Source organism: Advenella kashmirensis W13003 (genome assembly GCF_000506985.1).
Classification (GTDB): domain Bacteria; phylum Pseudomonadota; class Gammaproteobacteria; order Burkholderiales; family Burkholderiaceae_B; genus Advenella; species Advenella kashmirensis_A.
Map to the genome: position 1 here is coordinate 116,740 of NZ_KI650979.1, position 24,181 is coordinate 140,920.

The 24,181-nt window shown below is 55.8% G+C and carries 24 protein-coding genes; 12 read left to right on the forward strand and 12 right to left on the reverse strand.

The window, feature by feature from the left end; translation table 11 throughout:
• Window positions 1-86 precede the first annotated feature (86 nt).
• Window positions 87-1,205 carry a muconate/chloromuconate family cycloisomerase gene (locus W822_RS24775; RefSeq protein ID WP_024003177.1) on the forward strand — a complete coding sequence of 373 codons (1,119 nt, stop codon included), beginning with the start codon at window positions 87-89 and terminating at the stop codon, window positions 1,203-1,205.
• A 46-nt stretch (window positions 1,206-1,251) separates the two neighbouring features.
• On the opposite strand, the gene pcaD is transcribed toward W822_RS24775, so the two are convergent.
• From pcaD to W822_RS24790, 3 genes are all read right to left on the reverse strand, one after another.
• The gene (gene pcaD, locus W822_RS24780) at window positions 1,252-2,031 is read right to left on the reverse strand and encodes a 3-oxoadipate enol-lactonase (RefSeq protein ID WP_024003178.1); all 780 of its coding nucleotides are present in this window, start codon (window positions 2,029-2,031) and stop codon (window positions 1,252-1,254) included.
• A 37-nt stretch (window positions 2,032-2,068) separates the two neighbouring features.
• The gene (catC, locus tag W822_RS24785) at window positions 2,069-2,344 is read right to left on the reverse strand and encodes a muconolactone Delta-isomerase (RefSeq protein WP_024003179.1); all 276 of its coding nucleotides are present in this window, start codon (window positions 2,342-2,344) and stop codon (window positions 2,069-2,071) included.
• A 110-nt stretch (window positions 2,345-2,454) separates the two neighbouring features.
• The gene (locus W822_RS24790) at window positions 2,455-3,453 is read right to left on the reverse strand and encodes a Bug family tripartite tricarboxylate transporter substrate binding protein (protein ID WP_024003180.1); all 999 of its coding nucleotides are present in this window, start codon (window positions 3,451-3,453) and stop codon (window positions 2,455-2,457) included.
• 152 nt (window positions 3,454-3,605) lie between these two features.
• Between W822_RS24790 and W822_RS24795 the strand changes: the two genes are divergently transcribed.
• On the forward strand, window positions 3,606-4,487 hold the full coding sequence (locus W822_RS24795) for a LysR family transcriptional regulator (RefSeq protein ID WP_024003181.1): 882 nt from the start codon (window positions 3,606-3,608) through the stop codon (window positions 4,485-4,487).
• A 24-nt stretch (window positions 4,488-4,511) separates the two neighbouring features.
• On the opposite strand, the gene W822_RS24800 is transcribed toward W822_RS24795, so the two are convergent.
• Window positions 4,512-5,147 carry a carbonic anhydrase gene (locus W822_RS24800; protein ID WP_024003182.1) on the reverse strand — a complete coding sequence of 212 codons (636 nt, stop codon included), beginning with the start codon at window positions 5,145-5,147 and terminating at the stop codon, window positions 4,512-4,514.
• A 467-nt stretch (window positions 5,148-5,614) separates the two neighbouring features.
• Between W822_RS24800 and W822_RS24805 the strand changes: the two genes are divergently transcribed.
• Window positions 5,615-6,325, forward strand: coding sequence for a TerC family protein (locus tag W822_RS24805; protein ID WP_024003184.1), 711 nt, complete (start codon window positions 5,615-5,617; stop codon window positions 6,323-6,325).
• Between the two features lie 59 nt (window positions 6,326-6,384).
• On the opposite strand, the gene W822_RS24810 is transcribed toward W822_RS24805, so the two are convergent.
• Complete coding sequence (locus W822_RS24810) at window positions 6,385-6,816, reverse strand: carboxymuconolactone decarboxylase family protein (protein WP_024003185.1); 432 nt, start codon at window positions 6,814-6,816, stop codon at window positions 6,385-6,387.
• 112 nt (window positions 6,817-6,928) lie between these two features.
• Entirely contained in the window at window positions 6,929-7,870 is a 942-nt protein-coding gene (locus tag W822_RS24815; RefSeq protein ID WP_024003186.1) for a LysR family transcriptional regulator, read from the reverse strand.
• A gap of 115 nt (window positions 7,871-7,985) precedes the next feature.
• On the opposite strand from W822_RS24815, the gene W822_RS24820 reads away from it, so the two are divergent.
• From W822_RS24820 to maiA, 5 genes are all read left to right on the forward strand, one after another.
• Window positions 7,986-9,194: a 3-hydroxybenzoate 6-monooxygenase gene (locus tag W822_RS24820; protein ID WP_031241952.1), complete on the forward strand. Its 1,209-nt coding sequence runs from the start codon at window positions 7,986-7,988 to the stop codon at window positions 9,192-9,194.
• 40 nt (window positions 9,195-9,234) lie between these two features.
• On the forward strand, window positions 9,235-10,215 hold the full coding sequence (locus W822_RS24825; RefSeq protein WP_024003188.1) for a Bug family tripartite tricarboxylate transporter substrate binding protein: 981 nt from the start codon (window positions 9,235-9,237) through the stop codon (window positions 10,213-10,215).
• A 17-nt stretch (window positions 10,216-10,232) separates the two neighbouring features.
• A complete protein-coding gene (locus W822_RS24830; RefSeq protein WP_024003189.1) occupies window positions 10,233-11,366 on the forward strand; it encodes a cupin domain-containing protein in 1,134 nt (377 codons plus the stop codon).
• Window positions 11,367-11,456: 90 nt separating this feature from the next.
• The gene (locus W822_RS24835; protein ID WP_024003190.1) at window positions 11,457-12,164 is read left to right on the forward strand and encodes a fumarylacetoacetate hydrolase family protein; all 708 of its coding nucleotides are present in this window, start codon (window positions 11,457-11,459) and stop codon (window positions 12,162-12,164) included.
• Between the two features lie 37 nt (window positions 12,165-12,201).
• Window positions 12,202-12,840, forward strand: a complete 639-nt coding sequence (maiA, locus tag W822_RS24840; protein ID WP_024003191.1) for a maleylacetoacetate isomerase — start codon at window positions 12,202-12,204, stop codon at window positions 12,838-12,840.
• 53 nt (window positions 12,841-12,893) lie between these two features.
• Here the strand turns inward: maiA and W822_RS24845 are convergent, their stop codons facing one another.
• The 6 genes from W822_RS24845 to W822_RS24870 all read right to left on the reverse strand — a co-directional run bounded on the left by W822_RS24845 (window position 12,894) and on the right by W822_RS24870 (window position 19,081).
• Window positions 12,894-13,847, reverse strand: a complete 954-nt coding sequence (locus tag W822_RS24845; RefSeq protein WP_024003192.1) for a Bug family tripartite tricarboxylate transporter substrate binding protein — start codon at window positions 13,845-13,847, stop codon at window positions 12,894-12,896.
• Between the two features lie 116 nt (window positions 13,848-13,963).
• A complete protein-coding gene (locus tag W822_RS24850) occupies window positions 13,964-15,349 on the reverse strand; it encodes an MmgE/PrpD family protein (protein WP_024003193.1) in 1,386 nt (461 codons plus the stop codon).
• A 5-nt stretch (window positions 15,350-15,354) separates the two neighbouring features.
• Entirely contained in the window at window positions 15,355-16,497 is a 1,143-nt protein-coding gene (locus W822_RS24855) for an acyl-CoA dehydrogenase family protein (RefSeq protein ID WP_024003194.1), read from the reverse strand.
• 106 nt (window positions 16,498-16,603) lie between these two features.
• Complete coding sequence (locus tag W822_RS24860; RefSeq protein ID WP_367379352.1) at window positions 16,604-17,086, reverse strand: hotdog fold thioesterase; 483 nt, start codon at window positions 17,084-17,086, stop codon at window positions 16,604-16,606.
• Entirely contained in the window at window positions 17,083-18,072 is a 990-nt protein-coding gene (locus W822_RS24865; RefSeq protein WP_024003196.1) for a Bug family tripartite tricarboxylate transporter substrate binding protein, read from the reverse strand. Before W822_RS24865 ends, W822_RS24860 begins: the two co-directional genes overlap by 4 nt.
• A gap of 250 nt (window positions 18,073-18,322) precedes the next feature.
• A complete protein-coding gene (locus W822_RS24870; protein ID WP_024003197.1) occupies window positions 18,323-19,081 on the reverse strand; it encodes a FadR/GntR family transcriptional regulator in 759 nt (252 codons plus the stop codon).
• Window positions 19,082-19,324: 243 nt separating this feature from the next.
• Here W822_RS24870 and W822_RS0123040 point away from each other — a divergent pair, with 243 nt between their 5' ends.
• The 4 genes from W822_RS0123040 (at window position 19,325) to W822_RS24885 (ending at window position 24,180) form a co-directional block, all read left to right on the forward strand.
• Window positions 19,325-20,125, forward strand: a complete 801-nt coding sequence (locus W822_RS0123040; protein ID WP_031241955.1) for an enoyl-CoA hydratase/isomerase family protein — start codon at window positions 19,325-19,327, stop codon at window positions 20,123-20,125.
• A 63-nt stretch (window positions 20,126-20,188) separates the two neighbouring features.
• Complete coding sequence (locus tag W822_RS24875) at window positions 20,189-21,334, forward strand: CaiB/BaiF CoA transferase family protein (protein ID WP_024003198.1); 1,146 nt, start codon at window positions 20,189-20,191, stop codon at window positions 21,332-21,334.
• Window positions 21,334-23,589: an acyl-CoA dehydrogenase family protein gene (locus tag W822_RS24880; protein ID WP_024003199.1), complete on the forward strand. Its 2,256-nt coding sequence runs from the start codon at window positions 21,334-21,336 to the stop codon at window positions 23,587-23,589. The genes W822_RS24875 and W822_RS24880 overlap by 1 nt, the downstream gene beginning before the upstream one ends.
• Before the next feature lie 204 nt (window positions 23,590-23,793).
• Entirely contained in the window at window positions 23,794-24,180 is a 387-nt protein-coding gene (locus W822_RS24885; protein WP_024003200.1) for a helix-turn-helix domain-containing protein, read from the forward strand.
• The last annotated feature ends 1 nt before the right edge of the window (window position 24,181 follow it).

Genomic DNA, 24,181 nt, shown 5'->3' on the forward strand with positions numbered 1-24,181 from the left:
ACAAATTCCATATTAGACCCGGCGCCAGCCGCCTTATATACTCAATGGATACACGTAACGCCGATACCAGGGAAATGGATATGGATATGAATGCCACAATCGTCAACGTCAGTACGCAAATTCTGGATATTCCAACCATCCGCCCGCACAAGATGTCCGTGGCCACCATGCACAATCAATGCCTGGTGCTTGTACGAATCAAAACCTCGGATGGCATCGAAGGCATCGGCGAAGCCACCACAATTGGCGGCCTCAACTACGGTGGTGAAAGCCCCGAGAGTATCAAGACCAATATCGATCGCTACTTTGCACCGTTGATTACCGGCCAGTCGGCTACTCGCCTGGCGTCCCTTCGCCAGCGCATCAATAAGACAATCAAAGACAACCGCTTTGCCAAATGCGCCATCGAGACGGCGCTGTATGATGCCCATGCAAAACGACTGGGGGTACCGCTGCATGCCCTTTTTGGCGGTGCCATTCATGACGAAATCAGCGTCGCCTGGACCCTGGCCAGCGGGGATACGCAAAAGGACATCGCGGAAGCGCAGCAGATGCTGGAGAGCCGCCGTCATTGCATTTTCAAACTCAAGGTGGGCATGCGCGCGCCCAAGGACGATCTGCAGCACATCCGCGCCATCAAGAAAGCCGTGGGCGATGACGTCAGCATCCGGATCGACGTGAACCAGGGCTGGTCGGAAACAGAAGCATTACGCCAACTAAGGCCCCTGGCCGACGCAGGCGTTGACCTGATCGAGCAGCCCATCCATGAAAAAAATCTGGCGGGATTGCAACGACTGACCGCGCAGGGAATTGTGCCCATTATGGCCGATGAGTCGCTGAAAGGAACGGAAGATGGTTTTGCTCTGGCCAGCGCACACTGCGCCAATGTCTTCGCCATTAAAATCGAACAGGCGGGTGGATTGCAGAATGCACGCGACCTGATCGGTATTGCCCAGGCGGCCGATATTGCCCTGTATGGCGGCACAATGCTGGAAGGATCTATCGCCACGATTGCCGCCGCGCATCTTTTTTCAACGATCAGTAAACTGGAATGGGGCACAGAAATGTTTGGCCCGCTGCTGCTGAAGGACGAGATTCTGGCGACACCGCTGGACTACAGCGACTTCACATTGAAGATTCCCACCGGCCCGGGTCTGGGGGTTGAACTGGACGAGGAAAAAGTGTCCTTTTACACTCGTCCGTAAACCCGGCAGGGTTTGGTCCCATTAGCCCGGCAGGGCCGGGCCAGTTTTAATCGCCCAGGAATGCGCCGACCGCGGCATTGAACGCTGCGGCGGCTTCGATATTGGAAAGATGGGACGCTTCCAGGGCAACACGCTCTGCGCGCACGACCTGGCCAGCGATAAAATCGGCATCATCGACCGTGGTAACCGGATCGTGAGCGCCGGCGACCACCAGCACAGGCGCCGTAATCGTCTTGATGTCATCGCGCAGATCAGCCGTGGCCAGCGCTTCGCAGCAAGCGGCATAGCCCTCTGGCGGCGTGCCGCGTAATTGCGCGATCAGGGGTGCCACCGTAGCCGGATGAGCATCCACAAACTCAGCGGTAAACCAGCGCCCCGCCGACCCATCCGCTACCGGCCCCATACCCTGAGCACGCACCAGAGCCGCCCGCTCTTTCCAGGCCGTTTCCTGACCAATCCGGGCGGCCGTATTGCATACGACCAGTCGATCCAACCGGGACGCCGCATGAACGCCAAGCCACTGCCCGATCAGCCCGCCCATGGAAATACCACAGAAGCTGAACGTCTGTATCTGCAGCGCATCGACCAGTGCCAGTACATCCTGACCTAATTGTTCCAGCGTATAGGATCCCGCAGGTGCCGATGAACCACCATGACCACGAGTGTCATAGGTCAGGACGCGATGCGTTTTGCTGAAAGCGGCCACCTGCTCCGCCCACATGCGCCTCGTGGTGCCAAGCGAGTTCGACAAGACCAGCACCGGCGCCTGTGGGTCGCCGTCGAGCTGGTAGTCAACATGAAGATCATTGATAGCAAGCGTAGTCATGGTTCCTGTCCTGTTTGCATTGTCTGCATCTGCACGATCAGATCGCCGATGGATGACGGCACAGGGCAGTGACCTGGATATCCATATAAGGGAACAGCGGCAGTCCGGACAACACATCATGCAGCTCGGCATTATCCTGCACATCAAAAATACTGACATTGCTGTATTTGCCGACCACGCGCCAGATATGGGGCCATTTGCCTGCCCGCTGCAAATCCTGTGAGTACTGCTTCTCTTTCGCCTTGATATCAGCGGCAACCTCGGCCGGCATATCCTGAGGAAGATTGACTTTCATTTCGACCATGAACAACATATTTAATCCTTGATATTTAACGAAAAAGCACTCATAAGCAAGCACACCTCTGACATCGAAGTTCAAGCACCGAGCTCCGAACTTCGTGTTTCGAACTTCAGCAGTGAAGCCTAGTTTGCCGAAATGCCTGTTTCAGAAATGATTTTTTTCCATTTATCGGTTTCTGATTGCAGATAGGTCTTGAGTTCTGCCGGCGTACTGCCGATTTTTTCAGCGCCAATCGTCTGGAATGTGGTTTTGACCTTATCCGTTTCCATTGCCTTGATCATTGCCTTTTGCAGTGTATCGATGACATCGGCAGGCGTGCCGGCAGGTGCAAAGGTCGCAAACCACGGCCGCAATTCATAGCCGGGCATGCCGCTTTCTGCAATGGTCGGCACATCAGGCAGGGATGACGAGCGTTTGCTGGTGGTAATGCCCAGCGCCTTCAGTTTACCTGCATCGATATGCGGTTTGGACGAAGTGATACTGTCGAACATATAATCGACCTGCCCGCCCAGCAAATCGGAAACGGCCGGACCACTGCCTTTGTAGGGCACATGCAGCATATCCAGTTTACCCAGATAGGTGAACAAGGCACCGGCAAGATGGATCGATGTACCCACACCGGCAGACGCGTATGTGTATTTGCCAGGATTGGCCTTGACCTGTTCGATCACATCCGCTACCGAATTGACGTCCTTGCGACTTGCCTGTGTGACCAGGATATTTGGTACGTCCGCCAGCAGAGAGATCGGCTCGAAATCTTTGATCGGGTCATAGCCCAGTCTTTTATAAAGAGACGGATTGACGGCCATGCCATTGGCCACAATCATGATCGTGTAGCCATCCGGTTTGGCATTCGATACCTGGGTTGCACCAATATTACCGCCGGCGCCAGGTTTATTTTCCACCACAATCGGCTGGCCCAGGTCCTTGGAGACAGTCTCGCCAAGCGTGCGCGCAATCACATCCATGGCGCCGCCGGGCGGGAACGGTACGACCCAGGTAATCGGCCGTTCAGGATAGGCAGCCTGCGCAAAAGAAGCCCCCAAGAGCCCGCCAACGGCCAGGGCGGCGCTCAGAGTAGATATGCCGAAACGGCGACGCGTGATGTTTTTCAACTTCATCTCCATACGATATGAGTAATCGGGACGCCGACCTGATGCCACATTGATGTGACGGGTGTCTCCGGCCCCGGATGTTTTCTTTATTATCCGTATTGTTTTTGTCCCTGTCTAAGACTATATTTGTCGTAATCAATACTTTTAAGGTATGAATAATGGAGTTAAGACAAATCCGCTACTTCCAGTGCGTTGCCCGGGAGCTGAGCTTTACCAAGGCGGCCAGGCTGCTGCATATTGCCCAGCCGCCGCTGAGCCGGCAAATCAAAATGCTTGAAGAGGAACTGGGTGTGGAGGTCTTTGAGCGGCTGGGGCGCGGCATACAGCTGACCGAAGCCGGTCGCTATTTCCTGGACCAGACTGAAAAAATGACGCTGCGGCTGGAGGAAACCATCAATGCCACACGACGGATCGGGCAAAATGACCGCATGTGGTTTGGCGTCGGTTTCGTTCCGTCCACGCTGTATGGTCATATGCCCGCGCTCATTCGGCAACTGCGCGAGATGAACAATCAGGTTGAAATCGGCCTGGTGGAAATGACTACATTGCAACAATTCGATGCTCTCAAATCGGGCCGTATCGATATCGGCGTCGGGCGAATTCTGCTCAAGGATGAGGAAATCGAGCGCCTGGTGCTGACCGATGAACCCCTGGCGCTTGCCTTGCCGATCAGACATCCATTGGCACATCGCCGATCAGTCAAAATATCAGATATCCTGAACGAACCGCTGATCCTGTACCCGGCCCGCCCCCGACCCAGCTATGCGGATCATGTGCTGAACCTGTTTAAACAAAAAGGTCATTCACCCGTGGTCGCCCAGGAAGTCAATGAACTGCAGACGGCCATCGGGCTGGTGACGGCAGGAATCGGCGTATCGATTGTGCCCGAATCTGTCAGACGCCTGCATCGGGAAGACGTGGTCTATATCGACCTGGACGAGTCCGGCTTTACCTCACCCATCATGCTGAGCTGGCGCAAAAACGATCAATCGGCTTTTCTGAAGGAGGTCATTGCCCTGTTCAGGCAAACAACGATCTAGACTGTGGCGGCAGCAGGTACTTAGTCATTCCGTATATGCGTTGAACTCCCCTGATTCCGGATCACGCACAAACAGCAGGCCTGTTGCGACACCAAAATAGGCGCCATGCAGGGTCAGCGATCCATCCTGCACACGCTCGCGCACCGCCGGAAAGGTCATCAAATTGTTCAGGCTGTATTCGACCACGGCCCATTCCAGCTGCCGGATCCAGCCCTGATGGTCTTCGGTGGGCGGCCCCAGTCGATCGACAACCGGCGCGATTTGCGACATCCATTTGCCGATGAAATCGCGCTTGGACAGGGGCGCCGACTTGTTGGCAAAAGCGGCAACGCCACCGCAACTGGCATGGCCCATGACCACGATGTGTTTGACTTTGAGCGCATTGACGCCAAATTCAATGGCGGCACTGGTGCCGTGATACGAGGTGTCGACATCCGGCTCGCAGGGCGGCACCAGATTGGCAATATTGCGCACCACAAACATTTCGCCGGGGCCTGCATCAAAGATGGTTTCTGGCGCAACCCGCGAATCACCACAGCCGATAACCATGATTTCAGGATGCTGGCCCTTTTCGGCGAGCGTCTCGTAGCGGGCCCGTTCTCGTTCAAGCCGGCCATGAAGAAATGAAACATAGCCTTCGGTAAGTCTTTTGGGAAACATGTGGTGATCCTGCGGTCGAATTAATCTTGGCATTATTTTACGCCGATTCTTTTTCCGCATAATCTCATTGCGTTCATATTCTGGAACTCGCAATCAGACCGTTGACCGCCGCTCTCCCTCTCCAGTGCAGAAAAATGAACGAACATATTTTGGAAAAATAGCTTGACATACCGCCCTGCCCCGCTATACTTACGGAATCAAGGGGAGTAGCTCTCTTTCCGCCGCATCGTCATTACGGTTGTCATAAGACATCCCGGTGCCCGGGCAACATGCTCATGTTGCAGCAAGACCTTGCCATCAAGGGCAAGGTGCATCCTCTGAAAAAAGGTGGCCTGTGTCCTTGCGGATCAGGCCGTTTTTTTGTCTGACGCTACTCTCGAATTTGCCGCAAGCCTTCAAGGGCAGGCAGGCCAGGCGTCCCGATCCGTTCCACTTCAACGACAAATTTGACGGATTCATGGTGACTTATGCTTGAACTTTTACAGACGCTCAGTTGGACAGCCGTTTTTCAGATTATTCTCATTGACATACTGCTCGGCGGCGATAACGCAGTTGTGATTGCCCTGGCCTGCCGCAACCTGCCGCCAAAACAGCGAATGCAGGGTATTTTGTGGGGTACCGCCGGAGCCATTATCCTGCGGGTCGCGCTCATCGCGTTCGCTTTGACTTTACTGTCCGTTCCTTTCCTGAAAATCGTCGGCGCCCTGCTGCTGGTCTGGATCGGTATCAAACTGCTGATTCCCGAAGATGATTCGCATGGCAAGATCAACGGCGGCACGACTATCTTTTCGGCGTTCAAGACCATTCTGATTGCCGACTTTGTGATGAGCCTGGACAACGTGATTGCCATTGCCGGTGCGGCCCAGGGCGCAGACCCGAGCCATCAGATCGGCCTGGTGATCTTCGGACTGGTTATCAGCGTGCCGATCATCATCTGGGGCAGCACGCTGGTTCTGAAACTGATCGACCGTTTTCCAAGCGTGGTTATCTTCGGCGCGGCACTGCTGGGCTGGATCGCCGGTGGTATGTTGATCACAGATATCGTGATCGTCGAACGGTTCGGCGAGCCATCTACTGCCATGAAGCTGGCTGCTGAAGCCATCGGCGCCGTGGTCATCGTAGTTGCCGGACGGGCACTTGCCAAACGCAAGCAGCGCCTTGCGGTAAGCCAGGCGTAATAGCGAACCAGGCGTCATTGTTGGCGGCAGCCCTTGCAAGGGCTGCCGCCATTTATATGCTATTGGCGCATGCCGATAGCAAGCCGGTTGAACGCGCTCATCAGTGCAATGGCAAATGTCAGATCAGCGATCTCCGTATCGCTGAAATGCGCTTTGAGCGGTTCATAATCTGCATCCGGTGCATGTGTCCTGTCCACATGTGTCAGCGCTTCAGTCCACGCCAGTGCCGCACGCTCACGCTCAGTGAAATGCGCGCTTGCATGCCACCCAGCCACGCTATCGAGCTTGGCCGTTGCAATCTCACCCGCACGCAATTCTTTCGTATGCATTTCCAGACAAAACGCACAACCGTTGATCTGCGACATGCGCAACCACACCAGCCCGATCAGTTGTTTGCCCAGGCTGCTGGTTTCCAGCGCTTTCTTGGTGGCGGCCAACCCGCGATAAGCCTCGGGCGAGAGTGTCCAGTAGGACAGGCGAAGGGTATTCATACATCACTCCGGATTCGGTCATTGAATGGGCTCGATTGAGCCCCGACCTCAATGCTAGAAGAACAATGATTCATTGAACAGAGACAAGAATCGGCCAATCACATAGGCCATATCACTTCACCCTGTGGCCTGAGTCGGTTTCATACTCCTTCACGGTTTCCCGCAGACAGTCCATCGCAAGCTGTACGGCGTGCGACATAAACGCATCGGTATTCCAATACATGGTGACAGCCCCAGCTCCAGGCAGATCAAGCGGCAGGATGCGCAACGTGTTCATTTCAGCCAGCCGCAGGGCAGCCCGATGCGATGCCACGCCGATCATATTGCTTTTGTTCAGCAAGGTCAGGTTGGCCGTGACAGAATTGGTTTCCAGGCAGTCCTGCGGAATGATCTGTCTGGCGGTTGCCAAAGCGCTATCGAGCGCATTGCGCACCGGCGTGCCCTTGGGCCAGACGATCCAGCGATAGGCACGCAGATCCGACCAGCGCAACGGCCCTGCATTGAGCAGCGGATGACCTGGGCGCACCACCAGATGAATACCGTCAAAAAAAAGGGTTTCCTTGTCTACGGTGGGCGCCCCCAAAGCCAGATCGGCGCGCCCAAGCACGATATCCAGGCCGCCTTCCTCCAGCTGTGCGATCAGCCTGTCGGTGGTGCCTTCCATCAGGCTGACACGGGCCTTGGGCATTCGCTCCAGCAGACGCATAATGGCGATGGGTACAGTATCGGAGGCGGCAACGCCACTGGCGCCGATCATCACCCGGCCGCTGCCCCCTTCCCGCAGCGCTTCCATATCACTACTGGCGCGATCAAGCTGCACGTCGATACGGCGGGCGTGGGCGATGAGCATTTCCCCGTACGGCGTGGGGATCAGGCCCCGGGCATGGCGCTCGAACAGGGGCAGGCCGATGTCATCCTCAAGATCTTTGAGCCATTTCGACAGGCCCGGCTGCGTGGTATGGAGTTTGACAGCCGAATGGCTGATATTGTGTGTCTGTGCCAGACTAAGCAACATTTTCACATGGCGCAGCCGCAAGCGATGAGTCCAATCCATGAGGAAACCTGGTATACGATATTTAATATGGATAATAATATTATTTCATTTTAATTCATATATCAATGACGTCATAATAGCGGAACATCAAAACGTTGGGTGAAAGGAGGAAATCATCGTGACGACCAAAAACACGCGCACCGCCATTGTCGTAGGTGGCGGCATTGGCGGTCTGGCAGCCGCGTTGGCGCTGACCCGCCAGGGCATCCGGGTGCAGTTGCTGGAACAAGCTTCGGAGATCGGAGAGATCGGCGCAGGCATTCAGTTGGGGCCCAATGCCTTTTCCGCGCTTGATGCGCTCGGCGTTGGCCAGGCCGCCAGACAACGCGCCGTATTTACCGACCACATCATCATGATGGACGCCGTCGACAATACCGAGATCATCAGGATTCAGACGGATCAAGCCTTTCGTGAGCGTTTTAATGGACCCTATGCAGTCATTCACCGTGCCGACATTCATGGCGCCATCCTGGATGGCGTCAGGAACGACCCCCTCATCTCATTTCGCACATCGACCCGGATCAACGCATTTACGCAGACTGATGCCTATGCGCAGGTGAGCGATGACGAAGGCAATATCTACCAGGCAGATGCCGTCATTGGCTGTGATGGCGTCAAATCGGTCGTGCGCGATCATCTTATCGGCGGCGCACCGCGCGTAACCGGACATGTCGTTTACCGCGCGGTGGTCGACAAAGAAAACATGCCCGAGGATTTGCGGATCAACGCGCCGGTATTGTGGGCCGGCCCGCGTTGCCATCTTGTCCATTACCCGTTACGCGGCGGCGAGCAATACAACCTGGTCGTGACATTTCACAGCCGGGAGCAGGAGGAATGGGGCGCACGCGACGGCAGCAAAGAAGAAGTCTTGTCTTATTTTGAAGGCATTCATGCCCGCCCGAGACAATTGCTGGATTTGCCTGATTCCTGGCGCCGCTGGGCGACAGCGGACCGTGAACCGGTAGGTCAATGGAGTTTTGGTCGCGCCACGCTGCTGGGCGATGCCGCGCATCCCATGTCGCAGTACATGGCCCAGGGCGCATGTATGGCACTGGAGGACGCGGTGACGCTGGGCTTGTCGGTTGAACAGTGCCAGTCTGATCTGCCTGCCGCATTCAAGCTTTATGAATCCCTGCGTATCCCACGCAGCGCGCGGGTCGTCTGGTCTACTCGTGAAATGGGCCGCATTTACCACGCAGCGGGTGTAGAACGCGCCGTGCGCAATTCCTTATGGAAAGACGCGCCCCAATCACGCTTTTATGACAACCTGCAATGGCTGTATGGCTGGAACGCCGACAACTGCATGCAGGGCACTCGCCTTTGAAAATGACGCCCACTCATAATATGACATCAGGAGACAAGCCATGTTCTTTCGCAAACGCCGCACTGTGCTGGCAGCCGCGCTCGTTGCAGCCTGCATAGGCAGCGCCGCACAGGCGCAGCCGCAGCCGCAGAATTTCCCGGAAAAGCCCGTCACGCTGTACACCGCTTTTTCCATTGGCAGTGGCCCTGATGTCGTGCTGCGCATTGTGGGTCAGGCACTCGGCAAATTATGGAAGCAGCCTGTGGTGGTTGAAAACCGGCCGGGCGGCGGCGGATTCATTGCCCTGGAAGCCGTCAGCAGACAACGTCCCGATGGCTACTCGCTTCTGCAGCTGGACAGTGAACATATCGCCGCCCTGCCACACCTGTATAAATCGCGCCATTATGTTCCCCTGGAAAAATTTGATCTGGTCGCGCCGCTGTTTTATACCTCCTTCATGATCGCAGTCAGCAAGGAATCGCCCTGGAAGACCGTGACCGATCTGCTCAATGCCGCGAAAGCCAAGCCGGATGCCGTAACCTATGGCTCGTGGTTTGTCGGCAGCCCGGGGCATCTGGGTGGCGAATGGCTCAGCTCGCTGACCGGCACAAAAATGCTGCATATTCCGTACAAGGAAGTCAGCCAGTTGTATACATCGGTTGCCACCGGCGAGGTTGACTGGGCCTTCGGCACCATTCCGTCCAGCAGCAACGGCAAATTGCGCTATCTCGCCATCGCCGCCCCGCAACGTAATAAGCTTTACCCGGACATTCCAACCGTTGCCGAATCGGGCGGCCCTGCCGAACTGGATGTCAATTCCATCGTCTCCCTGGTTGCTCCCAAAGGGGTGCCTGACGCCATCCGCGACAAAATCCATACGGACATTGCCAAGGTGCTGGCAGACCCCGATGTGCGCAAGCGCTTCGATACGTTTGCATTCGAGCCATTGGACTGGAGCCTGACGGAGCTGCGCAAGCGCCTTGACCAGAAATCAGCGACGTACCAGAGTTTGATTCAAAAAGCAGGCATCAGCCTGGACTGAAGACAGGAGCAATTATCATGAATGTGATCAACGCCATTCCCTCTCCCGTTCGTTTAAAAGCCATTTCTGCTCCCGGCCAGCCGGAGCCGACACCGGCGCTGGAGCAGTTATATCGCGGCTTTGAACGCGAGATGCTGGTACCCTTGTGGACAGAAATCGGCGACCTGATGCCGGTGAATCCCAAAAGCCGCGCCAGCGCCCATTTGTGGCATTGGGACGCATTGGTGCAACTGGCAGATGAAGCAGGCCGTATCGTCCCCGTGGGACGGGGCGGTGAACGCCGCGCCATTGCGCTGGCCAATCCCGGACTGGGAGGTCGCCCGTTTGCTACTCCCACACTATGGGCCGCTATCCAGTATTTGATGCCGGGGGAAAATGCGCCGGAACACCGTCATACCCAGCATGCCTTTCGTTTTGTCGTTGAAGGCGAAGGCGTATGGACCGTGGTCAACGGTGATTCGGTGCGCATGTCGCGCGGCGATTTTCTACCGCAAGGCGCCTGGGCCTGGCACGCGCACCATAACGCAACCACGCAACCGATGGCCTGGATCGATGGTCTGGATATCCCCTTTGCCCACTACACCGAATCGCAGTTCTTCGAAACCGGACGTGACACGCTGGATCCAGGTGAATATATCAAACCGGACCTGTCCCGTTCCGAGCGCCTCTGGGCGCATCCCGGCCTGCGTCCCGTCTCGCGGCTCGAAGACCTGCCGGTCACGCCCATGCTGGCCTATCGCTGGCAAGACACAGACCGGGCATTGAACGAGCAGCTGACCCTTGAAGCCGAAGGATATGAAGCCACCCTCAGCCCCGGCCATGCGGCAGTACGGTACTCGAACCCGACCAATGGCCGCGATGTGCTGCCCACCATGCGATGTGAGATGCATCGTTTGCGCGCAGGCGCCCAAAGCCGGACCAAACGCGAAGTGGGTTCCTCTGTGTTCCAGGTCTTTGATGGCGCTGGGCTTGTCACGGTTGGCGAGCGTCAATGGAACGTACGTCGGGGCGACCTGTTTGTGGTGCCATCATGGCAACCCTTTACCGCGACATGCGACGCTGATCATGCGTCACTCGATCTGTTCCGCTTCAGTGACACCCCTATTTTTGAGGCCGTTCACGCTTATCGCGAACAATTTGACGCGCAGTGACAGCCGGGCCGGGTAGGCTCGAGCTGTCCGGCCATTTTTTTAACACGAACCGTTAGCGCGGCTCGCTCCCTGTTTTCGACTGGATATTTCATGACTCACGTTTCTTACCTTTGGACACCCTCCCCTGTTCCCTCCCTGCCGGTACGCGGCAGTGACCAGCGCCTGCCCATCAACCGCCTGTTCTTCGTCGGTCGCAATTACCACGCGCATGCGGCTGAAATGGGCAAACCGGTGGACAAAAGCGTCGAGCGCCCTTTTTACTTCACCAAAAGCCCGCAGACGTTAACCCAGTCCGGTGCCACCGTAGCGTACCCCCCTGAAACAGGCAACTACCATTTCGAAATGGAATTGGTGGTCGCCATCGGCAAAACCGGTTTCCGTGTTCCGGCTGAACAGGCGCATGAAATTATTTACGGTTATGGCTGCGGTCTGGACATGACGCGGCGCGATCTGCAGTTGGTGGCACGCGACAAAGGACGCCCATGGGATCTGGGCAAAGACGTAGAGCAGTCATCCGTCGCATCCGAAATCGTACCCATGCCCGGCAAAATCATTGAGAGCGGCGCCATCGAACTGTCCATCAACGGCCAGGTGAAACAACAGTCCGATATCGATAAACTCATTTGGAATGTGCGTGAAATCATTGCTGATCTTTCCCAGTTTTACCATCTGCAGCCGGGCGACCTGATCTACACGGGGACACCGGAAGGAGTAGGTGCCGTGGTTCCTGGTGACCAGATAAGCGGGCGCGTGGAAGCAGTATGTGACATCCAATTGACTGTTGGCCAGCCGGCATAAATGGCGCAACAACACAATCCTGGCCAGAAGGAATAATATGAAAATCTACAGCTTTTTTCGTAGCGGAACATCACATCGCCTGCGCATTGCACTCAATCTGAAGGGCCTGACGCCAGAATATGTGCCGGTCGACCTGCGCGTGGACGCGCAAGCCCAGGCTCCGTATAAACAGATCAACCCACAGGGATTGGTGCCCGCGCTGCAACTGGATGATGGCATCACGCTGATTCAGTCTCCCGCCATTATTGAATGGCTGGAAGAGCGCCACCCCGAGCCCGCCCTGCTCCCGACAAATCCAGAAGAGCGGGCCCATGTGCGGGCACTGGCAGCCATGATCGGGTGTGATATTCATCCAATCAATAACCGGCGTATCTTGCAATACCTGCGCCAGCAGTTTGGCCAGGACGAGGCGGCGATTAACGCCTGGTGTGGTCACTGGATCACTGCCGGTTTCGATGCCATAGAGACCCTGCTCTCCCAGGACTCGCAACGCCAGGGATTTTGTTTCGGCACGCACCCCTCTTTGGCCGATGTTTATCTCATCCCGCAGATTGAGGGCGCACGCCGCTTTGGTGTGGACATGAGTCAATGGCCTTTGATCTGCGCCGTGGATAAAACATGCAGCGCACTGTCCGCCTTCATCGACGCGGCACCGGCCGCGCAACCGGACGCCTGATCAACGCCCGTGCGTCACTCCCCTGACGCGGGCGTGCACTGGCGTGCCGCCCGCTATTGCCTGGCAATCCCGGCCGCGTCTGCAATTTTTTGATAGCGATCGATATCACGCCTGAGCAAGTCTCCGTATTCTTTTGAACTACTGGACACAGGCTCAATCCCCACCGACGAAAACTGCTTTTTGATGCTGTCTTCTTTGACTGCACCCGCCACGGCAAGATTCAATTTTTGAATAATTTCATCCGGCGTACCCGCCGGCGCCAGCAATCCGATCCAGCCGTTGAAGTCGAACCCTTTGTAGCCCAGCTCCAGCATCGTCGGCGTTTGCTTTAATGAAGCGATTCTTTTGCCGCTCAGAATGGCTAGCGGCTTGATGCGCCCCGACTGAATATTGACCATGGCGGCGCCCATTGAATCGGGCATCACCGTCAGCCGGCCGCCAATCAGATCAATACTGGCCGCTGAAGGACCCTTATAAGGAACGCCGGTGAGCTGAACCCCGGCCTGTTGCTTGAACTGCTCCATCGCAAGCCGGAACAGCCCGGCCGAATCGCCATAAGTCATTTTCTCCGGTTGTGCCTTGCTCAATTCAATCAAGGCCGGCACCGTGTTGATAGGTGAATCGTGACGCGCCACCAGAAGCAAGGGCGTGCTGGCCAATAACGAAACCGGAGTCATGTCCTTCAGTAAGTCATAGGGCATGGATTTGAACAGGGCGGGCGGCACCGCTGTGCCTGAAGCGCTGGTCACGACCAGTGTATAGCCGTCGGGTGCGCTTCGAGCAACATGTTGCATGCCGATTGTCCCGCTTGCGCCAGGCTTGTTCTCAATCACAATCGGCTGCCCCAGCACAGGCGCAATCGCATTGGCAATGGCCCTGGCGGTAATATCCGTTGTTGATCCCGGCGTAAACGGCACGACAAAATTGATAGGCTTGGCCGGATAGTCTGCCGCCCAGGCACATGATGAGCAAAGAAAAAGTGCTGCGATCGATCCTGACAGTTTCATTGTTGTAGTCTCCTGGATAGTGTTCCGGGTGGCTCCCGGAATCTGGGTCTGGTTGTATTTGCTGCGTGAATAAATCGTTCCAGCCATACCGCAAGCTGCGTGTCTAAGCTGCGTGTCTATGGTCCTGGCCGCGCCAGCTCGCCGATCCAGTCGATATGCTCACTGTCTTCAAGCGACATCATGCGTTTTACGTAGTCATCGATCTGCTCTGCTGTCAGCATATGGGATACGAGACGATGAAATTTTCCGATCACATCAGAATCAGACAATGCATTATCCATACCTCCGCGAGGCGTATGAAATTCCAGCCGGCAGATCTCCTGATTGTCGATCGACTCGGCCGTGACGATGCATTGCCGGTAATGCGCAAGCGCAGGATTGCTTCGCATGACGATGCGTGCGCGTGTCTGTTGTGTCTGCGCAAGGCTCAGGTATTTTTCGAACTCCAGGCTATGCTGCGGCAGGATCACGCTCTGGCCATTGACGGCAAGCGCAGCGCAATAGCCCAGGTCGAAGCGGGCTTCATTCGGGGTGGCGGGCGGCTTCTGTTTGGAGACGGCGGCATGCACATACGGCGGCAATTCAATCACCAGCCGATAATCAGGCAGCTTGCCCTTCACTTTGCCTGACAATGCAGAGATCGCATCGATCGTGGAATGGATATAGCCGCAACAGGCATGCAACTTGCGGACAGGCCTGGCCAATGCCCAATGCGATTGTCCGGGCTCTTTATGTGCGTCTGTCGGTTGTGAGACCGTGGCGTAATATCCAAATTCGCCGTCCAGTATCTCTGCAGGTCCGGTCATGCCGGCAAGCGCATAGTTGACTGCCGAGATGCCGGTCATGGCTGGCTGCGCCCCGAAAAGCATCGGTTTGACCGTGCCGCCCTGTCTGAAGATCACCTGCGCCGGACACCACCCGGCAAGGCTTGCGGCAATCGCCATGGCCTCTTTTGTTTGTCCCCCGTTCAAATCACGAATGTGACTCACGACGGCAGCCGCACCCACCGACGAAGGCAGCCCGACAGGAACCAGCCCCGCTTCACCAAAGGGTTTCAGGGTTGGATAAATGCGCGAATAGATCCGGCTGGTCACTTCGATCCCGCGCACAACCGATTCAAGCAGAACTCTGCCGGTGATTTTTTTGTCGGCAGCACAGGCAAGCGCGGCGGTCACATTGCCAATGCTCGCGTGCCCGCCAATCAGATCATTCAGTTCCAGAATATCGCCCGCATAGCCATTGACCATGGCAGCCTCTACCGGATCCAGAGATCCGCCCGTGCCAATAACGGGGGCACCCCTTGCGCCCTTTTGCACTCCCCTGCTTGAAGCCGCCTGCAAAACCATGGACACTTCAGTCGTGCGATGGCCTGCGATCATGCAGCCAATGGTATCGAGAATGCAGAGTTTGGCCTGCCTGACAACCTCATCAGGCAGGGTCTCCAGCGTGCAGCGACTGGCCAGCTGTGCCAGCGCCGCAATATTCAGATCCGATGTGGCCATGACGATCACGCCGCCAGCAGATTTCGTGCGATGATCAGGCGCTGGATCTGATTGGTTCCTTCAAAGATCTGATTGAGTTTGGCATCTCTCATCATTCTTTCGGCCGGATAGTCCTTGACATAACCATACCCGCCAAGAATCTGTACCGCGTCAGTCGTCACCTTCATGGCCATATCGCTGGCAAAGCATTTGGCCATGCTTGCAAGCATTGAAAGCTGCTCAAAGTCGCCTTTGTCGCCCGCGCGTGCGCAGGTATAGACCAGGCCGCGTGCCGCTTCAATCTGCATGGCCATGTCCGCCAGCATGAACTGAATGCCCTGAAACTCGGCGATCGCCTTTCCGAACTGCTTGCGCTGCCTCGCGTAATCCACCGCCAGTTTCATGGCGCCTTCAGCCAATCCCAGTGAGGCGGCGGCGATAGCTGGACGGTTCAGATCCAGCGCCCGCATGGCGGCACGGAACCCTTTGCCCTCTTCACCCAGCATATTCTCGACCGGAACCCGAACGTTCTCCAGAAAAATCGGCACGTTGATGGACCCCTTCATGCCCATTTTCCGCTCGTTACGTCCGAACGTGACGCCCGGGGTGTTTTTGACATCGACCATAAATGGACTGATATTGCTGACGCCTCCACCGTCGTCTGTCTTGGCAAAAATCATGATGTAGTCGGCCACGCTGCCGAAGGAACACCATTGCTTTTGTCCGTTCAGGACATAGTGGTCACCGTCCCTGACTGCGCGGGTGCGCATCGCGCTCACGTCGGAGCCTGCGTCGGGCTCGGACAGGGCAATGGCGGTCAGCGTACGTCCTTTGGCCAGCAGGGGCAACATGCGGTCTTTCTGTTCCTGGGTGCCGAAATGAATCAGCGGCAGCGCAAACATGGAGTTGAGTCCGGCCAGCAGCGCGCACGTTTCGGAATGCTTGGCAATTTCTTCCCTTGCCAGGCACACCATGGTCAGGTTGGCCCCAGGCCCGCCGTATTCCTCCGGCACCCACAGTTGTAATAATCCCATATCACCGTAAATCGGCACGAGCTCCTCGGGGAAGCGGTCATTTTCATCTATTTCAGCTGCAATTGGCGCGACATGCGTCTCGGCCATCCGGCGAACGCTGTCCTGAAACGCAACTTCTTCCTCTGTTAAATGCATGAGTGTGATTCCTTCAATCGATTAAGCACAATAGGTGCCATACAAGTAAAAAGACCTGCCTGCGCAAATGCAGACACGGGATACCTAAAAACGCAGTCAGCCGCCTTTACAAAAGGAACTCGTGATGGCCGGGCTCCGACATCCGTTCCTGTGCGGACAGCGTGACAATCATCATCGTGAGCCGGCATACGCAAATCAGACGCGCTTTTTCATCTTCTATACGAATGGCCCAGACCTGGGTGCGGCCACCGATATGCTGCGGGGTGGCCGTGCCGATGACATATCCGGATCGTGCAGGACTCACGTGGTTGGCATTGATATCCAGCCCTACGGCACGCTGGGTCGCCGAGTCAATAGTCAATTGCGCCGCGTAGCTGCCAATCGATTCGGCCAGAAATACTGATGCGCCACCATGCAGCACACCGAAACGCTGTCTCGTTCTTTCGTCCACCGCCATGCGCGCCTGCAGGCTTTCATTGTCCTGGCCATGGAAACCGAGAAACTCGACGCCCATATGCTTCAATGCCGGCCCGCGCGTATCATTCATGACGGGTACGGAAGGGACGATACGCCAATGATCCGCCATCATGATTGTCCACTACCGGTCAGTTGCTGTTGCGTTGCCAGCGTCTGGGACCATTGATGCATCTCATTACGCAGCGAATCCCGGAACGCCGCCAATGTTGCCTGTCCTGGCTGAAATTGCAATTGACGGAATTGAGCCTTGAGTTTGTCTGAGGTAACGGCCTCGGTCAGTGCATCATTGATTTGCCGGACGGTGTCGGCCGGCATGCCCGCCGGACCGAATATGCCGAACCACGAGTCGACCGCATAGTTTGGCACTTGCGAGTTGATGGTGGGCGTGTTTTCAAACAGCGCATCGGGCTTGGCCGATGACACCGCCAGAAGTTTGATTTTTCCCTGGTCGATGAATTGCAGCATCGAGGTTGACGGCGACGTCAGCAGCAACTTCACTTCCCCGCTGACCAATGCAGTCGTACAGGGTGCCTGGCCCTGATAGGGAATATGCACCATGCTGGTGTCGGACATTTTTGCAAACAGCATCGTGGCGTAATGCCCCAGCGAATTATTGCCGGCGCTGGCATATTCCACCCGCCCGGGATTGGCTTTCAGATACTGGATCAATTCCTGCACATTATTGGCCGGCACCGAGGGATGCGTCATCAGGAGCAGGGAGCCGCTGCAAATCAGTCCAAGCGTGGTCAATTTGCTCAACGGGTCGCTTTGTCCCTGCAACTGCGGTGCAAGCAATACCGGCCCGTTGTTCCCGAAAAACAAAGTATGGCCATCGGGCGCGGCATTGATGGTAGCGCGAAATCCGATCATGCCAGAGGCGCCAGGCATACTTTCCACGACAACAGGTTGCTTGAAACGCTGCTGCAATGGCTCCTGAATCAGACGAGCCAGAAGGTCCGTTGTACCGCCCGCAGAATACGGCACGATCAGTCGTATGGGTTTGCTGGGAAAAGCGGGTTGCCTGGCTTGTGCGAATGCGTGCGCAGGACTGAACCCAAGAAGAAGCGAGGCCAAAGCGAATCGGCGCCTGTTAACCATTGTTGTCTCCATGTATGCGCCTGAAATGCACGCTTGTATTTTGTGGATTGACCACCGGTTACTTTCAATGCATCGATGGTAGTACCAATGATATAAGGGAAAAAAATTTTCGTCAACAAAAGAATTGCATTTGTGTGATGGATTATTTCAATCGTGGTGAGCGATCAGATTTACGACGCCCTGACCGCAAGCAATGCTCTCTTCGCCGTATCAGGACGATACGGCGATATGGCGAATCGTGCGTTTCGTTTCACGAAGACTTGGCACGCTTCTGCGCCAGGGTGGATTTTCGTGCCGACGCCGTCAGAAGATGCTGATGCAACCCTGCCAGGTAGGTTGTCATGGCCTTGGACGCTTTGGCGGCATCGCGTGCACGCAGATGTTTCATGAATTGCTTGCGTGAATCAATGAGCAGCGAAATATGCGGTTTATCTGCAGACGCCAGGAACTGCATCAGGATTTCCGTGAGCGCGTCAATGGAGACCCCCAGCACTTTGTTTTTGCCGGCCGCCGCCAATAAGCGGTAAAAATCCTCGGCCAGCTCCAGCCGCCCTTTCGCGTCGCCCGACTGCGTAAATTCATCGGTGCGTTCGATATTTTCTTCAAGCGCCACAAAATCCTCTTCGGTCGCACGATCGCAAGCCAGGCGGATGATATCGTTCAAAATCAGAATTCGCGCTTCTGTGAATTCACTGAGCGTCATCCCGCCGGTCACCAGCACATCCTTGAATGCCCTGGAGACGATTTTGGGATCGCCACCGGTAATGAACGACCCACCGGTGCCACCCTTTTTCAGACTGATCAGCCCGGCGATTTCCAGACTACGCAAAGCTTCGCGCAACACATTTCTGCTGACGCCGAAACGCTCGGCCAGCTCGCGTTCCGGAGGCAGCTTGTCGCCATGCTGCAAGGCACCCGACTCCAGTTGCGCGCGAATCTGGTCGCATACATTCTCGAAGGCGCGCGGTGTTTTCACCGGCCTGTAGACAGGCTTTAGCTCTTTATCCATACACGTACAACACCGTAAAAATTGAATTGGCCAATCTGATCCCGTTAACGTTTTTGCATTAAATGTTCTGCATATTAACTGATCAGCTCAGAACGGATCGTATCAAAAACCGCAACTTTATAGGTTGCGCAAGCAAAGTCTCTTTGATATAGTTCAATGGTAGCACCAACAAACCAACGTGCCAAATAAACTAAGACACGTATGAAAAACGCAGCGACTTGCGCTATTTAAACTGGAGACACCATGTCAGACTACTCGCATTACCAACATTTGAAAATTGAAATTCAAAACAAAATCGCAACAGTGACCCTGAACCGGCCTGACGCACGCAATGCCATTAATCAGCGCCTCATCCGGGAACTGCGAACGATCTGGCTGGATCTGGCCGATGATATGTCGGTCAACGTGGTCCTGCTGACAGGCGCAGGAAAATATTTCAGTGTGGGTGGCGACGTCAAGGCCATGTCCGAGCGCCCCGGCGGCGATGTCCTGGAAGATGGAGAAATCCATGATCCCATGGTGAGCCGGCGCATTGTCAACCAGATTCTGGAACTGGACAAACCGATTATTTGTGCCATCAATGGGGATGCGGCCGGACTGGCGGCCACCATCGCCCTGTTTTGCGACGTCACGGTCGGCGCAGAGAATGCCCGCATCGGCGATCCGCATGTGAAGGTCGGGCTTGTTGCCGGTGACGGCGGTGCGGTGATCTGGCCATTACTGGTCGGTGTTGCCAAAGCAAAAGAATTCCTGATGCGCGGCAATATGATCAAGTGCAAGGAAGCCGAGCGCATTGGCCTGATCAATTACGCCTTACCCCAGGAAGATGTGCTGGCCAAAGCGCAGGAACTGGCGCTGGAATTGGCTCAGGGTGCCACCTGGGCCATCCGCTGGACCAAACTGTCGGTCAATAAAGTCATCAAGGAACGGGTCAATCTGATACTGGAAGCCTCCATGGCGCTGGAACAGGTCACGTTTGAAACGGCCGATCATAAGGAAGCCACGAAGGCATTCGCCGAAAAGCGCAAACCCAACTTTCAGTAACACGAGAAACGGTGCTGAGAGCACGCACGTTCTTTCAATGCCATCATTTCAAAGCAGGTGATTATGATCGAGACAAACAGAAACAAGAGCGTTTCCGAGGGCCCGTTGCATGGCATCAAGGTGATCGACTTTACCATTGTCATGGCAGGTCCCATGTGCACCAGGGCGCTGGCGGACGCCGGTGCAGATGTCATCAAAATCGAATCTCCTGCCGGAGATATTGTCAGGCATCGTGCGCCGATCCGCGCCTGTGGCAGTACGTATTTTGCCGCCATGAATTGCGGGAAACGCAGTATTATCCTTGACCTGACAACGGAGGAAGGCAAGTCGACGGCACGCGAACTGATCGCGACAGCAGATATTTTAGTGGAGAATTTCCGGCCAGGCGTCATGCAACGACTGGGACTGGACTACGAACAACTGCGGGAACTGAATCCGCGACTGATCTACTGTTCCATTTCAGGGTTCGGCCAATCGGGCCCGTTATCCCAGGCTGCCGCATACGCGCCGGTCATTCATGCGTCGTCGGGTTATGACCTGGCCTATATGGGCTATCAAAGCGATTCAGAGAAGCCCCCAAACAACGGCATCTTTCTTGCCGACGTTCTGGGTTCGGCACACGGCTTTGCCGCTGTGCTGCTGGCGCTCTTCGATCGTGAGCGCACGGGACTGGGTCAAAGCATTGACTTGTCCCTGCTCGACTGTGTGCTGGGGTCGCTCATTTACGAAGTGCAGTCGGCCCAGTTTCCTTCCGACAAACCCCGGCAGGTATATCAGCCGGTGCGTTCCAGCGATGGTTTCGTCATGGTGGCGGCGGTCACGCCCAAGAACATGGCGACGCTGTTTGATATTGTCGGGTACCCCGAAGGCAAAACCGACCCCCGGTTTTCAACCGTGGCGGCCAAAGAGGAAAACTGGGCCGCGCTGCTGCAGATTATCGAGCGCTGGACGATCCTGCGCCCCGCAGCCGAATGCGAGTCGACGTTCATGGCGGCCGGCGTACCCTGCTCCCGTTACCGCACGGTGGCCGAAGCCATCAAGGACCCGCATATCCAGGAGCGCAAAGTGCTGGAGCAAATCGGTGAAAACGATCCCTTCTTTGTCGTCAACCAGTCATATAAATTATCACGAAGCAAAATGATTGCCCGTTCGCGCGTGCCTGCATTGGGCGAGCACACCGACGAAATTCTGAAGGAAATATCACACTGATGGACACGATTTCATTACTCGACACGCATGAGCGACAGCTCTTGCGGGATTCTGTCCGCGCGCTTTTGCAGGAACACGCATCGACTACCGATGCTGCCTCATCCGCAAGCCAGCAGGCACCTGAGAATATCGGCAGACGATTGGCCGATCTGGGCATCTTCACGCTGGGCAGCGAACCCCAGGACGGCTATATCCGCGAAATCTGCGCGGTTATGCAGGAACTGGGACGAGCGGCCTGCGCGGTGCCTTTGTCCGGCGCCAGCCTGTTCAATCTGTCCCTGGCTTCCTGCAGTAACGCGGGGTCGGCATTGAGCGAGCTCAGTCAGGCCATACAGTCGGGCGAGGCTCGTATCGGTTGCAGCTTCGCTGCGTGGGAGAGGCAGGCACAGGACGCCAAAGTAATCATCAGGAATGACACGATTACGGTTGCGCTGGATGCGATTGAAAGCGCTTCCGCTCTGACACACCTGATGGTCGCCACGCATGTGAATGAGGCTGCGGGCTTCGCCATTGTTGATTTGGCAGATTCCCACACTGCTATCGTCCCCGATCAATTGCTTGGCACAACCGGCTACAGTCACATCAGGATAACGCAAGCGCCCTTTGCGTTTCTGAACATGGCAGGCTCAAAGGTACAAGACCTGCACCTGCTCATGAAACTGTTTTTGCTTGCGCGGGCTTATGGTGCAGCAGAAAAAGACTTTTCAGACGTAATCGAGTATGCCCGGGTACGTCACCAGTTCTCCCGGCCCATTGGCAGTTTTCAGGCGATCCAGCACAAACTGGCAAATTGTTTTATCGACCTGGAAGGCACCCGGTTGATTCAGGAATATGCCGCGGCGCAATTTGATTTCCAGAACCCAAACTGGCGCTATTTCGTGTCTGCCGCACTCACTTTCGGCAATCGCAGGCTGAAGCAGATTGCACTTGAAATACACCACACCTATGGGGCGAACGGATATGCAGACGATCACGAGGCCGCCCGGCATTTTCGTACCATTCATATCGACACGACGGTCAATGGCGGATGGCACAAGGCGCGCGCTGACCTGGCAGACTGTCTATTCAATGACGGGTTCACGCAGCTTCCGGAATACGATCTGGGTGAGAAAGCCAATACGCTGCGACTGGCGGTTCGGCAGTGGCTTGAGCAGAACTGGTCTGCCGACAGTCGCGCCGCTTTCAAGCAGCAAAATTTCGAGCAGCGTGAGTACGACCCTTTATTTGCACGCGCGTTTGGCACGACAGGATGGATTGGACTGTCGTGGCCGAAGCACATGGGTGGCCTGGCGGGATCCGCCCATGAGCAACTGGCGCTGATCGAAGAACTCGAACGGGTCGATGCGCCGCGCGTGGGCGCCAGTATTCAGTCTAATGCCCTGATTATGTTCGGCACGCCTGCACAACAAGCGAAATATCTTCCGGAAATTTTGCAGGGTCAGGCCATGCACGGTATGGGATACAGTGAACCGCAGGCAGGTTCTGACCTGGCAGCGCTGCAGACCACTGCTGTCAGGGATGGTGAAGACTGGATCATCAACGGCCAGAAAATCTGGACCACAACGTGGTGGGGAAAGTACATGTTCCTTGCCGCCCGGACCGATACACAGGCAAAGCCAAAGCACGCGGGTATCAGCATGTTCATTGTACCCATGGATACGCAAGGCATTACGATCCACCCCGCCAAAACAATGTATGACGGCAGCTTCTCCAATATCTTCTACGATAACGTGCGCATTCCGGCTGACTCATTAATAGGGCCGATCAACCAAGGCTGGCGGGTATTGACCGAAGCGCTGTCCTACGAACGGGGCCTGATTGGCGGGGGCATCGTGCTTAAAGTTGCCCGGGCCTATAATCAGTTGCTCGATTATCTTAAGCGGGACGCATACAATCGAACCAGCAGCAGCCCTGACGCCGAGATCAAAAACATGATGGCCGAGCTGGCTGCCGACATCGAAGCCGGACGCCAGTTGATGCTCCATTGCGCCGAACTGGCCCAGGACGGCGTCACGCCGCCGCACTACGGCGCCATGAGCAAAGTATTCTCGGGCGAGCTGATGGAACGGTTTGGCGAAGCGGCGCTTGAAATGCTGGGAGAACGCGGTCTGTTATCACAGCACAGCGAGCATGCAATACTCGATGGCCGGTTCGAGCAGATGCTGCGACATTCCTTAATGTGGGTCATCAGCATAGGGACCAACGAAATCCAGCGTAGCCTGATTGCCCAAAAGGGGTTGGGATTGCCACGATAAATCACGCCCGTCCGCCTGCAATGCACGCTATCCCGGGCTGAACGTGATGCCAGAACACGTTCAGCCCGGCTAACACCATCAGCCATCAGCCGTCTCTGAGCAATCGAATTTCACAAAAAATATGCCTCAGGTTGAATATTCACTTGAAAGCATATATCATGGTGCCCTTACGCTGCATAACAGATCCACGCAAGGGGCCAGAACATGCCGAAAAAATCCAGCAAAGAGACCACGTCTCCCTCTTCCCGCCGTACGGTCAGGGAAGACAAAGGCGTGGGCGCAACCGAGCTGGTTGCCATCAAAGTAGCCACGCTCAAAGAGCTGCGCAAAACAACACGACATACTCAGGAAGAACTGGCCATCACACTGGACGTCGGTCAGGGCACCATCTCGCGTATTGAAAAACGCAACGATATGCTGGTATCGACATTGCAACATTACATTGAAGCCCTGGGCGGCAAGCTGCAAATCGTGGCTTCCTTTCCCGATGGTCCGGCGGTCATCGTGGAGCGGCTGGGTAAAAAAATCCCGCTGCACCAGAAAGCCGCCAAGCCCGTTTCCACCCACGCCATTTCGCCGACCGATACGTAAT